This is a genomic window from Pseudomonas sp. AC247 (assembly GCF_979258015.1).
Map to the genome: position 1 here is coordinate 4,269,186 of NZ_OZ409829.1, position 13,079 is coordinate 4,282,264.

The window sequence follows — 13,079 nt, forward strand, 5'->3', positions numbered from 1 at the left end:
CTTTTTGTTGTGTCTGAGAAAGTTGTGGTGTCTGGACTGGCCCCATCGCTGGCAAGCCAGCTCCCACAATGTTCTGTGGTGTACCCAACATTGTGAACGACACAAAAACCTGTGGGAGCTGGCTTGCCAGCGATGACGTCCTCACATTCACCCCGAAACTCCGACCAAATCTTGCGTTCGATAATCGCCCAAAACCCGCTTCCGCCGATTGAATCTCCACCACCGCGCCCCGCACCATTCGATCCACAAAACCAATAACAACAGGTTCGACACCATGCTTTCGCGCCCTGCTCCGTCCGGCTGATCGCCACCGCTCCGCCCCCTGAATCCATCGTATTTCTGCACCGCTAAAAACGGCCGCAGCGCCGCCGTTCGCCCTAAAAAAACAAGAGAGATTCCAGCTATGACCACCTCCCCCGCGCCTTACGCATTTCCCGGGCTGATCGCCCTGGCCCTGGCCGGCATCGCGCTGCCCGCTGCGGCCGAAGAAGCCGGTTTTATCGAAGGGGCCAAGGTCAACCTCAACCTGCGCAACTTCTACATCAACCGCAACTTCACCAACCCGACCAAGGCCCAAGGCAAAGCTGAAGAGTGGACGCAGAACTTCATCCTCGACGCCAAATCCGGCTTCACCCAAGGCACGGTCGGTTTCGGCATGGACGTGCTCGGTTTGTATTCGGTGAAACTCGATGGTGGCAAAGGCACGGGCGGCACGCAGTTGTTGCCACTGGATCACGACGGTCGCCCGGCGGATAACTTCGGCCGCACCAACGTCGCTTTCAAGGCCAAGCTTTCGCAGACCGAAGTGAAGGTCGGCGAATGGATGCCAGTGCTGCCGATCCTGCGATCGGACGACGGTCGCTCGCTGCCACAAACCTTCCGTGGCGGCCAGATCACTTCGAAGGAAATCGACGGCCTGACCCTCTACGGCGGCCAGTTCCGCGCCAACAGTCCACGCGACGACAGCAGCATGAGCGACATGTCGATGACCGGCAAAGCGGCGTTCACCTCGGATCGTTTCAACTTTCAGGGCGGTGAGTATGTGTTCAACGACAAGCGCACGCAGATCGGCTTATGGAACGCTGAACTCAAGGACATCTACAGCCAGCAATACGTCAACTTGATCCACAGTCAGCCATTGGGCGACTGGACGCTGGGCGCCAACCTCGGTTTTTTCTACGGCAAGGACGACGGCAGCGCGCGCGCCGGCGATCTCGACAACAAGACCTGGTCGGGGATGTTCTCGGCCAGATACGGCGGCAACACCTTCTACGTCGGCCTGCAGAAACTTACCGGCGACAGCGCGTGGATGCGCGTCAACGGCACCAGCGGCGGCACGCTGGCCAACGACAGCTACAACGCCAGTTATGACAATGCCCAGGAACGTTCCTGGCAATTGCGCCACGACTACAACTTCGCCGCCATGGGCGTCCCCGGCCTGACCCTGATGAACCGCTACATCAGCGGCGACAACGTACACACCGGCACGATCACCGACGGCAAGGAGTGGGGCCGCGAATCGGAACTGGGCTACACCGTGCAGAGCGGCACGCTCAAGGACCTCAACGTCAGATGGCGCAACTCGACCATGCGCCGGGATTTCAGCAATAACGAGTTCGACGAAAACCGCCTGATCGTCAGCTACCCGATCAGCCTCCTCTAAACACCGTTAGATCTGATCCCCGCGATCCCTGTAGGAGCTGCCGAAGGCTGCGATCTTTTGATCTTGAAAACAACGTCAAAAGATCGCAGCCTTCGGCAGCTCCTACAGGGGGCTATGCCATTGGTCTGGATTAATGGCACTTTGCCGGGCGTCGAGTAGAGTGAAAAAACCTGAAGGACTCAGGTGTACGCCCTTCCCGCTTCCGTTATCTGTTGATGTTGGTCCCCTAAAGACTTGAGCCAGGCTGTCATCGGAAGACACTGTTGATCACCAGAGGACGACCTCATGATCACCCGACTCAAAGCAGTCCCTGACTGGAACGCCAAGGCGTACCAGCAGTTTTCCAAGCTCAGGCAACGTCCGGTCAATGAATTGCTCGACCGCGTCCACCTGCACAACCCCAGACGAATTGTTGACCTCGGTTGCGGCACCGGCATCGCCACGCGGTTGTTGGCCGAACGCTGGCCGCGCGCGCAGTTGCTGGGCATCGACAGCTCAGCGCAGATGCTCGACGAGGCGCGCGGCCTGCCGATCAACGCTTCATGGCAACAGTGCGACTTGCTTGACTGGCAGCCTGAACAACCGGCGGATCTGCTGTTTGCCGCCGCTGTGCTGCATTTCATCCATGGCCATGAAACGCTGCTGCCGAACCTGCTTGGTCAACTCAACGCGGGTGGTTGCCTGGCGGCGCATATGCCCGACTGGCGCGATGCGTTGTGGTATCGGCTGATGCTCGAAACACTCGACGACGGCGGCGTCGGCGGCACGCCATTGGGCACGCCGGAACTGCGCCAGCGCATGGCGGCGCGGCCATTGTTGGCGCTGGAGGACTACTACCGATTGCTCGCGCCAATGACCTCGTCGCTGGATATCTGGGAGACCGAGCAGTTGCAGGTGGTTGACGGTAAATCGCCGGTGTATGACTGGGTGAAAGTGTCGGCGCTGCGGCCGGTGATGCAAGCGCTGAGTTCAGCAGAACAGGCGCGGTTTATTTATCACTTTCTGATGCGGGTGCACGCGCAGTATCCCCAGGAGGCGGACGGGCATACGTTGTTTGCATTCAAGCGGATATTTATTGTCGCCACGGTTTGAAGAGCAAAAGATCGCAGCCTTCGGCAGCTCCTACAGGGGAACGCATTCCAAATGTAGGAGCTGCCGAAGGCTGCGATCTTTTTCGGTTTCAACCGTCACTCGCGGGATTCAACCCCAAGCTCATCCCACACCGCTTCGGCCAGATGAAACGTCGCATTTGCCGCCGGAATCCCGCAATAGATCGCGCTCTGCATGATCACTTCCTTGATCTCGCCGCGACTCACGCCATTATTTGCCGCCGCGCGCAAATGCAGTTTCAGCTCGCCTTCGCGGTTCATGCCGATCAGCATGGCGATGGTGATCAAACTGCGCGTGTGCCGAGGCAAGCCCGGGCGCGTCCAGATATCGCCCCAGGCATGCCGGGTGATCATCTCCTGGAACTCCGAGTTGAACTCGGTCAGCGTGGTCAGGCTGCGATCGACATGCGCATCGCCCAGCACCGCGCGGCGCACTTGCATGCCGTCGTCGTAACGTTGTTTCTCGTCCACGAAAATCCCCTTGTCAGGCGTTTAGAAACGCCAATACGCGATCACTGAAATCAGCACCGGCCTGCACGTTCGAAAGATGCGCCGCATAGAACTCGGCGTACTCGGCACCGCGTACGTGCTCCTGAATGAAGTGCCCACCGGACGGCGGCGTCACTGCATCTTCGGTGCCGGCAATCACCAGCAACGGCACGTTGATCGACGCCAGTTGCTCACGGAAATCGGCATCTCGCACCGCCGCGCAATTGGCCGCATAACCTTCAGGCGAAGTGGCCGCAAGCATGTCGGTAATCTGCTTGGCCACCGCCGGATGCGCCGCGGAAAAGTCCGGAGTAAACCAACGGGCAATCGATGCATCACGCAGGGCAACCATCGCTACCGAACCGTCGCGCAGCACGGTTTCGATGCGCGGATTCCACACCGACGGGTCGCCGATTTTTGCCGCCGTGTTGCAGACGATCAGCTTGTGCAGACGGTGCCCGGCATTGATCCCCAGCCACTGGCCGATCAGGCCGCCCATCGACAATCCGCAGAAATGCGCGCGCTCGATGTGCAATGCATCCAGCAGACCAAGAACATCGTGACCGAGTTGCTCAATGCTGTAAGGCCCCGGTGTCACCAGCGATTTGCCGTGACCACGGGTGTCGAAACGCAGAACACGAAAGTGCTCGGTGAACGCCGGCATCTGCGCGTCCCACATGTGCAAATCAGTGCCCAGCGAGTTGGACAGCACCAGCACCGGTGCATCGACCGGGCCTTCTATTTGATAGTGCAGTTCGCCATCGGCGAGTTGAACGAAAGCCACAGCCCTCTCCTTTCAGTCAGACAATGCGTTGTGTTCAGCCACCGCACGCTCGACCCAGACTTGCGCCTGACCGAGGTAATGGGCGGGGTTCAAAAGATGATCGAGTTCAGCGCTGCTCAATTCGGCGGTGACTTGCGGTTCGTCACCGAGTACGGCGCGCAAATGGCGCTGTTCGGCCACCGCGCGTTTGCAGCATTGTTCGAGCAGGTGATGCGCGGTGTCGCGGCCAACCCGTTGCGCAAGGACAATGCTCACGGCTTCGGCCAGCACCAGCCCTTGGGTCAATTCGAGATTGCGCGCCATGCGTTCGGCGTCGACTTCCAGCCCTTGCGCCAACAACCGAGCCTGTTGCAGCGACCCCGAAACAAGGCAGCAAATCTCCGGCAAGGTTTCCCACTCGGCATGCCACAGACCGAGGCTACGCTCGTGCTCCTGCGGCATTGCGCTGAACAGCGTCGAGACCAGCCCCGGCATCCGCGTCGCCGCACCGATCAACACCGCAGCACCGACCGGATTGCGTTTGTGCGGCATGGTCGACGAACCACCCTTGCCCGGCGCCGAAGGCTCGAACACCTCGGCGGCTTCGGTCTGCATCAACAGGCTGATGTCGCGGCCGAATTTGCCGAGGCTGCCGGCGATCAAACCGAGCACCGCACCGAACTCCACCACGCGATCACGCTGGGTGTGCCACGGCTGTTCGGGCAAGGTCAGTTGCAGTTCTTCAGCCAGCGCTTCGGCAATCGGCATCGCCTGTTCGCCAAGTGCTGCAAGCGTCCCGGAGGCGCCGCCAAATTGCAGCACTAGCAGACGCGGTTTGAGTTCACGCAGACGCTGACGACTGCGAGTGACAGCGCCCAGCCATCCGGCGATTTTCATACCGAGGGTCACCGGCGTCGCGTGTTGCAGCCACGTGCGTCCGGCCAGCGGCGTCGCAGCATGACGTTGCGCCTGACTGGCGAGCGAATCGGCCAATTGCACCAGATCACGTTCAATCAATTCCAGCGCCTGACGCAATTGCAGCACCAGCCCGGAATCCATCACGTCCTGACTGGTCGCGCCCAAATGCACATAGCGCTCAGCCTCGGCATCGGCATCGGTAGCGGCAATCTGTTTGCCCAACGCCTTGACCAGCGGAATCGCCGAATTGCCGGCCGTGGCAATCGCCTCGCCCAGCGCGGCGAAGTCGTACAAACCTGCGTTGCAGGCCGCTGCAATCGGTGCAACGGCAGAGGCAGGAATCAACCCGACCCGCGCCTCTGCCCGAGCCAACGCTGCTTCGAAGTCGAGCATCGCCTGCACGCGGCCCTGATCGCAGAACACCTCACGCATATCGCGGGCAGTGAAGTAGGCATCGAACAATTGATTGCCCGGTCGCTGAGTCATAAAAATCCTTGCCGGCGCGGGCCATCACGGCCCGCGCGCATCGGGTTAGAGGTCGTGGTGCAAGTACGCCGCCTGTTTCGGCAAGCGCAGACTGAACAGGAACGCGATCGCCATCATCACCGTCACGTACCAGTAGAAAGAATTTTCCATGCCGATGTTCTTCAGGCTAAGCGCAACGAATTCCGCCGAACCACCGAAGATCGCATTCGCCACCGCGTAGGCCAGACCGACGCCGAGGGCGCGGACTTCCGGCGGGAACATTTCGGCTTTCACCAGGCCGCTGATCGAGGTGTAAAAACTGACGATCGCCAGCGCCACGGTGATCAACACAAACGCAAGGAACGGGCTGCTGACGCTTTTCAGGCTCAACAGAATCGGCACTGTGAACAGCGTGCCGAGCGCGCCGAACCAGAGCATCGAATTGCGTCGGCCAATCTTGTCAGCGAGCATGCCGAACAGCGGCTGCATGCACATATACAGGAACAGCGCGCCGGTCATGATGTAGCTGGCGGTCTTGGCGTGCATGCCGGCGGTGTTCACCAGATATTTCTGCATGTACGTGGTGAAGGTGTAGAAAATCAGCGAGCCACCGGCGGTGTAACCGAGCACGGTGATGAACGCGGCTTTGTGATCGCGGAACAGCGCGCTGATGCTGCCAGCGTCTTTGTGCGCGCGGGTTTCTTCGTTGGTGGTTTCTTTCAGGCTGCGACGCAGGAACAGCGAAATCAACGCCGCCACCGCACCGACCACAAACGGAATCCGCCAGCCGTAGGCGCGCAGGTCTTCTTCGGTGAGGAACTGCTGCAGGATCACCACCAGCGACACCGCCAGCAGTTGCCCGCCGATCAGGGTCACGTACTGGAACGAGGCGAAAAATCCGCGCTGGCCCTTGAGGGCAACTTCGCTCATGTAGGTGGCGGTGGTGCCGTACTCGCCGCCGACCGACAGGCCTTGCAGCAGACGTGCGAACAGCAACAGGATCGGCGCCCAGACGCCAATGGTGTTGTAGGTTGGCAGACAGGCGATCAGCAACGAGCCAAAACACATCATCAGAATCGAGATGAGCATCGACTTCTTGCGCCCGTGCTTGTCAGCAACCCGGCCGAAAATCCAGCCACCGATCGGGCGCATCAGGAAGCCGGCAGCGAACACGCCGGCGGTGTTGACCAGTTGCACCGTCGGGTTGTCGGAGGGGAAAAACGCCGGGGCAAAATAGATCGCGCAAAAGGCGTAGACGTAGAAGTCGAACCATTCGACAAGGTTGCCGGACGAGGCGCCGACAATGGCAAAGATGCGCTTGCTGCGCTCTTCGCCGGTGTAATGGGAGGTGGTGGTTGTCATTGTTTTTCACTCGATAGGGACAGTGAGAGTCTAGACATACTTTGCAACAGTCCCGTTCCACATTGGATCATCACCCAGCTCTTGACCAGCCTTTGTGGCGAGGGGATTTATCCCGGATCGAGTGCGTAGCACTCGCAAACCCTACAACCTCGGTATTTCTGGTGCACCGAGATTTCAGGTTTTGGGGCTGCTTCGCAACCCGTCGGGGATAAATCCCCTCACCACAGATAGATCAACAGCTGCTCTATGTAGGAGCTGCCGCAGGCTGCGATCTTTTGATCTTAATAATCGAAGAACACCGTCTCGGCATCAGTGCCCTGCAGGATCACATTCCACTGGTAAACACCCGATTCATCCTTCTTCGCCAGCAAGGTCGCGCGGCGTTCAGCCGGCACGCACTCAAGCAACGGATCATCAACGTTGGCCGGCTCGCCTTCAAAGTAGATCCGCGTCAGCAAGTGCTTCACCAAGCCACGGGCAAATACCAACACCACCAAATGCGGCGCCTGGGTCGAACCTTTCAGCCCCTCAACCGTACCCGGTTTGATCGTGGTAAAGCGAAACCGCCCTTCAGCATCCACCGGCACGCGGCCAAAGCCTTCAAAATTCGGGTCAAGCGGTTTGGCCTGCTCGTCTTCCGGGTGGTCGTACTTACCGGCAGCATTCGCCTGCCAGACTTCGAGCATGGCGTCGTTGACGACATCGCCATTGCCGTCCACCACTTGCCCGGTGATCGCCACGCGCTTACCGAGGGTTTGTTCGACAGTAAGGTCTTCGCGGTTCAGCCAGGTCAGGCCGATGTGGTAATACGGCCCGACGGTGTGGGACGTGGTCGCAGTCAGCGTCATCTTATTTCTCCATCGGCGTGGCTTCACGCCCGCGCAGCACAATGTCCCAGCGATAACCGAGGGCGTAGGACGGAATGGTTTTTTCCAGATCGAAACTGGCGATCAGGCGTTCCTTGGCCGAAGTGTCCGGCACGCAGTTGTAGATCGGGTCGTAGGCCAGCAGCGGGTCACCCGGGAAATACATTTGCGTGACCAGGCGCGTAAGAATGCTCGGCCCGAACAGCGAAAAGTGGATATGCGCCGGGCGCCACGCATTGTGGTGGTTGCCCCACGGATAGGCGCCAGGCTTGATGGTCTGGAACTGGTACCAGCCATCGGCGTCGGTCACGGTGCGGCCGGTGCCGGTGAAGTTCGGGTCGAGCGGCGCATCGTGCAGATCGCGCTTGTGGTTGTAACGACCGGCGGCGTTGGCCTGCCAGATCTCCACCAGAATCCCCGGCACCGGCAGACCGTTTTCGTCCAGTACGCGACCGTGAATGATGATGCGTTCGCCCTGTGGCTCGCCCTCATGCTGGGCGGTCAGGTCGTTATCGGTGTCGCTTACACGTTCGGCGCCGATGGTCGGGCCGGTGATTTCCGACAGCGAGTGCGGCAGAAACACCAACGGCTTCGACGGCGAGCGCAGGTTGGTGGATTGATAGGTCGGGTGCAGGTACTCAGGCTGAGTGCCTTCCTGCGGACGACGGTAACCAGGCTTGTCAGACATGTCGCTTTCCTCTGTTCTTTTTCGTCACGGCTTGCGTCAGACGCGTTCGATGGCCAAAGCCAGACCTTGGCCGACACCGACGCACATGGTCGCCAGACCTTTTTTGCCACCGGTCTTTTCCAACTGATGCAGTGCGGTCAATACCAATCGCGCACCGCTCATGCCCAACGGGTGACCGAGAGCAATCGCCCCACCGTTCGGATTGACCTGCGCGGCGTCGTCAGCCAGACCCAATTCACGCAGCACCGCCAAGCCTTGGCTGGCAAACGCTTCGTTGAGTTCGATCACGGCGAAATCGCTGACCGCTACGCCGAGGCGTTCGATCAATTTGCGCACCGCTGGCACCGGGCCGATGCCCATCACGCGCGGCGCTACACCGGCACTGGCCATGCCGAGCACTTTGGCGCGGGCGGTCAGGCCGTGTTTTTTCACCGCTTCGGCGGACGCCAGAATCAGCGCAGCGGCACCGTCGTTGACGCCGGAGGCATTGCCGGCGGTGACGGTTTTGTCCGGGCCGTTGACCGGTTTCAGTTTAGTCAGCGCTTCTATTGTCGTGTCAGCACGCGGATGCTCGTCCTGGCTGACCACGGTTTCGCCCTTCTTGTGGGCGATCCGCACTTCGACGATTTCTTCAGCGAAGTAGCCGGCGGCCTGCGCGGCGGCAGTACGTTGCTGACTGCGCAGGGCAAAAGCGTCCTGATCGGCGCGCGAGACTTTATAGTCGTCGGCGACGTTGTCAGCGGTCTGCGGCATCGCGTCGACGCCGTATTGCGCCTTCATCAAAGGGTTGATGAAACGCCAGCCGATGGTGGTGTCTTCCAGTTTCATGTTGCGCGAAAACGCCGCGTCAGCCTTGCCCATCACGAACGGTGCGCGGGACATCGACTCGACGCCGCCGGCAATCGCCAGCTCCATCTCACCGCTGGCAATCGCACGAAATGCCGTGCCGATCGCGTCCATGCCCGAAGCACAAAGACGATTGAGGGTCACGCCCGGCACGCTTTCCGGCAGGCCTGCCAGCAGCAGCGCCATGCGCGCGACGTTGCGGTTGTCTTCGCCGGCCTGGTTGGCGCAGCCGAGGAATACTTCGTCGATGGCGCTCCAGTCCACCGAGGGATTGCGTTCCATCAGGGCCTTGATCGGCACGGCGGCCAGATCATCGGCGCGCACGGCGGACAAACCGCCGCCGAAGCGGCCAATGGGTGTGCGAATCGCGTCGCAGATATAAACGTCACGCATCATGCTTCTCCTGGTACCTGACCATGGGCGGCGGCCGTGCGCGCTTCAAGATCGCGCAGTGCGGTCAGTTCTACTTCTGTTGGCTCTGCGGTGCTCTCGACGGTGTCGGCAAAACGAATTGCCCAACCGGTGGCCGCGACCACTTGCTCGCGGGTCACGCCCGGGTGCAGTGCGGTGACCACGAATTCGTGGGTGCCCTCTTCCGGCTCCATGATGCACAGGTCGGTGATGATGCCGACCGGCCCGGCGCCTGGCAGGCCCAGACGTTTGCGCGAGTCGCCGCCCTCGCCGTGACCGACCGAAGTGATGAAATCGAGCTTGTCGACAAACGAACGTGCCGACTGTTTAAGGATGATCAACACGCTTTTCGCCGAACCGGCAATCTCCGGCGCGCCACCGGCACCCGGCAGACGCACTTTCGGCGAGAAATAATCGCCAACCACGGTGGTGTTGATGTTGCCGAAACGGTCGACCTGCGCAGCACCGAGAAAACCGACGTCGATGCGTCCGCCCTGCAACCAATAGCGAAAAATCTCACCGGTCGGTACCACGGTGTCGGCGGTTTCCGCCAACTCGCCGTCACCGATGGACAGCGGCAGCACGCTCGGCTTGGCGCCAATCGGGCCCGATTCGTAGATCAGCACCACGTCTGGCGACGAGGTCAGGCGCGCCAGGTTGGCGGCTTTCGACGGCAGGCCGATGCCGACGAAGCACACCGAGCCGTTCTTCAGGCGACGGGCCGCGGCGACGGTCATCATTTCATTGGTGGTGTACGTCATTACTTGGCCTCCGAAGCAGCGGCCAACTTGGCCTGGAACGCGCTGAAGTCAGCGCAGCCATGGATGTATTCGTTGATCCACGCGGTAAACGTCTCACGGTCGCGGGCGATCGGATCCCACGCTTGATAGAAACGATTGTCGCGCTCGTTGTAACCGTGGGCGTAGGACGGATGTGCGCCACCGGGCACATGGCAGACCGCGCTCAGGGCCCAGGTCGGCAATACGCAGGAGTTCATCGGTGCGTTGAGGTTGTCGACGATTTCTTCGACGGTAACGATGCAGCGCTTGGCGGCCAGTGCAGCTTCCTTCTGCACGCCGAGAATGCCCCACAGCAGCACGTTGCCCTGACGGTCGGCTTTCTGTGCATGGATCACAGTCACGTCCGGGCGCACCGACGGCACCGCCGCCAACACTTCACCGGTGAACGGGCAGGTCACGGTTTTGATCAGCGGGTTGACCTTCGGCAGGTCGGAGCCGGCGTAGGCCCGCAGCACCGCGAACGGTAGGCCAGAAGCGCCGGCGACGTAGGCATTGGCCAGATCGGCGTGACTGTGCTCTTCGATTTCCAGCGGCTGCGGCCATTGTTTCTCGACCGCATCGCGCAGACGGTGCAGCGAACCCACGCCAGGGTTGCCACCCCAGGAGAAAATCAGTTTGCGTGCACAACCGGCGCCGATCAATTGGTCGTAGATCAGGTCAGGCGTCATCCGCACCAGCGTCAGATCTTTCTTGCCCTGACGAATGATTTCATGGCCCGCAGCCGTGGGGATCAAGTGAGTGAAGCCTTCGAGTGCGACGGTGTCGCCGTCGTTGACGAATTGCTTCACCGCTTCGTGCAGCGAAAGGATCTCAGCCATGGAGCGGGCTCCTGTTTTTGTAATAAATCGCCAGTGATAAAAAGGCGCGAGGTTCAGCGCCGGAGTCACTGCAGATTAAGCCTGGGAAAATTGCCAAACAATCCGATAATCGACTGAGTGTTCGTTTATCGAACAGATTGTTGTTTGCCTATCGTTTCGTGTTGTCTGCAAAAGATCGCAGCCTTCGGCAGCTCCTACATGGGAATGTAAAACCCTGTAGGAGCTGCCGAAGGCTGCGATCTTTTCGCTTCACACCGCGATATCAGGTCGCATCCGCATGGCTGACCATGCCCTTGATCAACACCGCCGCCGTGGCCAACGCCGCCGGAATCACCAACGCCGTGAGCACCTGCTCGAAATTCCAGCCCAAGCCCAACAACGTCGCGCCCATCCACGCCCCGAGAATCGCGCCGAAGCGGCCAATCCCGAGCATCCACGACACGCCGGTCGCCCGCCCCTGCGTCGGATAAAACCGCGCGGCCAGCGACGGCATCGCCGATTGCGCACCGTTCACGCACATACCGGCCACCAACACCAAGGTCGCCAGCAATGTAATGTTGCCCAGGCTTTGCCCCACCGCGTAGGCAAACACCCCCGCCAGCAGGTAGAAAACGCCAATAACCTTGTGCGGATTGAAGCGATCCATCGCCCATCCCACGGCGACCGCGCTCAATACCCCGCCGAACTGGAACAACGCGCCGATAAACGCGGCTTGCTCCATGCTCGCGCCGCTGTCGCGCATCAGCGTCGGCAGCCAGCTGGTCAGCAGGTACACAATCACCAGGCCCATGAAGTAGGTCAGCCACAGCAGTAAGGTGCCGGTGCTGTAAGTGCCGGAGAAAATCACCGCAAAGACGTTACGTGCCTTGACGGTTTTCTGTTCCGGCACGCTGAAGCTCGAGGCCTGGGCGACAGTGACCGGATCAATTGGAGCCAAAGTCTTGCGAACCTTGTCGGTGCCACGGTTACGGACTACAAGGTAGCGCGCCGATTCCGGCAGCCAGAACAGCAGCACCACGGCGAGGATCAACGGCAGGATCCCGCCGATCATCAGCAGACTGTGCCAGCCGAACGCCGGGATCAGCTTGGCGGAAATGAACCCGCCACCGGCCATGCCGAGGTTGAAACCGCAGAACATACTGGTCACCAGCAGCGATTTCTTGCGCTCCGGGGTGTATTCCGAGAGCAGCGTGGTGGCGTTCGGCATCCCGGCGCCCAGACCCAGGCCGGTGAGGAAACGCAGTACCAGCAGTTGTTCGACGTTGGTGCTGTACGCCGACGCCAGACTGAAAGCACCGAACAGCACCACGGCGCCGACGAGTACGACTTTTCGCCCGAAGCGGTCAGCCAAGGGGCCGGAGCCGAGTGCGCCGAAGACCATGCCGATCAACGCGGCGCTCATCACCGGGCCGAGGCTGGCGCGGTCGATGCCCCAGTCCTGCGACAACGCTGGGGCGATGAAGCCCATCGCGGCGGTGTCGAGGCCATCGAGGAAAACAATCAGGAAACACAGGATCACCACTCGCCACTGATAGCGCGAGATCGGTTGGGCATTGATGAAGGTCTGCACGTCGAGGCATTGACCTACAGCGGACTGAGGCTGGTTCATTATTTTTATTCCACGCAAAAAACGCAGTCGAACGGCGGCCGGCCAAAACACGGCACGGGCACAAGAATTGAAGGTCTGGATCAGGCGTTGCGGTGAACCCGGCAACAGCGGGTGGAGCGGAGACAGTCGGAGAGCGTGCGCATGGTCAGTTGCCTCTTGTCATTATTATCGGAGTCGCAGTCCGGCGGGCTCATTCACATCGGCGCCGGATGACGCTGCCGCGACATTAATGATCCGGGGGTTTTAGCGTCAATTCGATAAACGCAACACTG

General features: G+C 60.4%; 12 protein-coding genes. 2 read left to right on the forward strand and 10 right to left on the reverse strand.

Annotated features, from left to right (window positions below; genetic code table 11):
- The first annotated feature begins 403 nt into the window (after positions 1-403).
- Entirely contained in the window at positions 404-1,663 is a 1,260-nt protein-coding gene (locus ACZZ0B_RS19385; protein WP_463546020.1) for an OprD family porin, read from the forward strand.
- Positions 1,664-1,948: 285 nt separating this feature from the next.
- Entirely contained in the window at positions 1,949-2,755 is an 807-nt protein-coding gene (locus tag ACZZ0B_RS19390) for a methyltransferase domain-containing protein (RefSeq protein ID WP_440096376.1), read from the forward strand.
- Positions 2,756-2,850: 95 nt separating this feature from the next.
- On the opposite strand, the gene pcaC is transcribed toward ACZZ0B_RS19390, so the two are convergent.
- The 10 genes from pcaC to pcaK form a co-directional block, all read right to left on the reverse strand.
- Positions 2,851-3,243 (reverse strand): 4-carboxymuconolactone decarboxylase, encoded by a 393-nt coding sequence (gene pcaC, locus ACZZ0B_RS19395; protein ID WP_008080096.1) that lies wholly within the window; start codon positions 3,241-3,243, stop codon positions 2,851-2,853.
- Positions 3,244-3,256: 13 nt separating this feature from the next.
- A complete protein-coding gene (gene pcaD / locus ACZZ0B_RS19400; protein WP_463546021.1) occupies positions 3,257-4,045 on the reverse strand; it encodes a 3-oxoadipate enol-lactonase in 789 nt (262 codons plus the stop codon).
- A gap of 12 nt (positions 4,046-4,057) precedes the next feature.
- Positions 4,058-5,428, reverse strand: coding sequence for a 3-carboxy-cis,cis-muconate cycloisomerase (locus ACZZ0B_RS19405; protein ID WP_463546022.1), 1,371 nt, complete (start codon positions 5,426-5,428; stop codon positions 4,058-4,060).
- 45 nt (positions 5,429-5,473) lie between these two features.
- Positions 5,474-6,769, reverse strand: a complete 1,296-nt coding sequence (locus ACZZ0B_RS19410; protein WP_008080093.1) for an MFS family transporter — start codon at positions 6,767-6,769, stop codon at positions 5,474-5,476.
- A 281-nt stretch (positions 6,770-7,050) separates the two neighbouring features.
- Positions 7,051-7,617, reverse strand: a complete 567-nt coding sequence (gene pcaG, locus ACZZ0B_RS19415; RefSeq protein WP_463546023.1) for a protocatechuate 3,4-dioxygenase subunit alpha — start codon at positions 7,615-7,617, stop codon at positions 7,051-7,053.
- A 1-nt stretch (position 7,618) separates the two neighbouring features.
- Positions 7,619-8,323, reverse strand: a complete 705-nt coding sequence (gene pcaH, locus ACZZ0B_RS19420) for a protocatechuate 3,4-dioxygenase subunit beta (protein ID WP_463546024.1) — start codon at positions 8,321-8,323, stop codon at positions 7,619-7,621.
- Between the two features lie 36 nt (positions 8,324-8,359).
- Positions 8,360-9,565: a 3-oxoadipyl-CoA thiolase gene (gene pcaF, locus ACZZ0B_RS19425; protein ID WP_177323304.1), complete on the reverse strand. Its 1,206-nt coding sequence runs from the start codon at positions 9,563-9,565 to the stop codon at positions 8,360-8,362.
- The gene (locus ACZZ0B_RS19430; protein WP_463546025.1) at positions 9,562-10,341 is read right to left on the reverse strand and encodes a CoA-transferase subunit beta; all 780 of its coding nucleotides are present in this window, start codon (positions 10,339-10,341) and stop codon (positions 9,562-9,564) included. The genes pcaF and ACZZ0B_RS19430 overlap by 4 nt, the downstream gene beginning before the upstream one ends.
- Positions 10,341-11,198 (reverse strand): CoA transferase subunit A, encoded by an 858-nt coding sequence (locus tag ACZZ0B_RS19435; protein WP_463546026.1) that lies wholly within the window; start codon positions 11,196-11,198, stop codon positions 10,341-10,343. The genes ACZZ0B_RS19430 and ACZZ0B_RS19435 overlap by 1 nt, the downstream gene beginning before the upstream one ends.
- Before the next feature lie 262 nt (positions 11,199-11,460).
- A complete protein-coding gene (gene pcaK, locus ACZZ0B_RS19440) occupies positions 11,461-12,807 on the reverse strand; it encodes a 4-hydroxybenzoate transporter PcaK (protein ID WP_008080080.1) in 1,347 nt (448 codons plus the stop codon).
- Positions 12,808-13,079 lie beyond the last annotated feature (272 nt).

Bases quoted from the DNA above. Each gene is read 5' to 3' on its own strand.
- ACZZ0B_RS19385 (WP_463546020.1), top strand. From the start codon at position 404: ATGACCACCTCCCCCGCGCCTTACGCATTTCCCGGGCTGATCGCCCTG.
- ACZZ0B_RS19390 (WP_440096376.1), top strand. From the start codon at position 1,949: ATGATCACCCGACTCAAAGCAGTCCCTGACTGGAACGCCAAGGCGTAC.
- ACZZ0B_RS19405 (WP_463546022.1), bottom strand. From the start codon at position 5,428: ATGACTCAGCGACCGGGCAATCAATTGTTCGATGCCTACTTCACTGCC.
- ACZZ0B_RS19410 (WP_008080093.1), bottom strand. From the start codon at position 6,769: ATGACAACCACCACCTCCCATTACACCGGCGAAGAGCGCAGCAAGCGC.
- pcaG (WP_463546023.1), bottom strand. From the start codon at position 7,617: ATGACGCTGACTGCGACCACGTCCCACACCGTCGGGCCGTATTACCAC.
- pcaH (WP_463546024.1), bottom strand. From the start codon at position 8,323: ATGTCTGACAAGCCTGGTTACCGTCGTCCGCAGGAAGGCACTCAGCCT.
- pcaF (WP_177323304.1), bottom strand. From the start codon at position 9,565: ATGATGCGTGACGTTTATATCTGCGACGCGATTCGCACACCCATTGGC.
- ACZZ0B_RS19430 (WP_463546025.1), bottom strand. From the start codon at position 10,341: ATGACGTACACCACCAATGAAATGATGACCGTCGCCGCGGCCCGTCGC.
- ACZZ0B_RS19435 (WP_463546026.1), bottom strand. From the start codon at position 11,198: ATGGCTGAGATCCTTTCGCTGCACGAAGCGGTGAAGCAATTCGTCAAC.
- pcaK (WP_008080080.1), bottom strand. From the start codon at position 12,807: ATGAACCAGCCTCAGTCCGCTGTAGGTCAATGCCTCGACGTGCAGACC.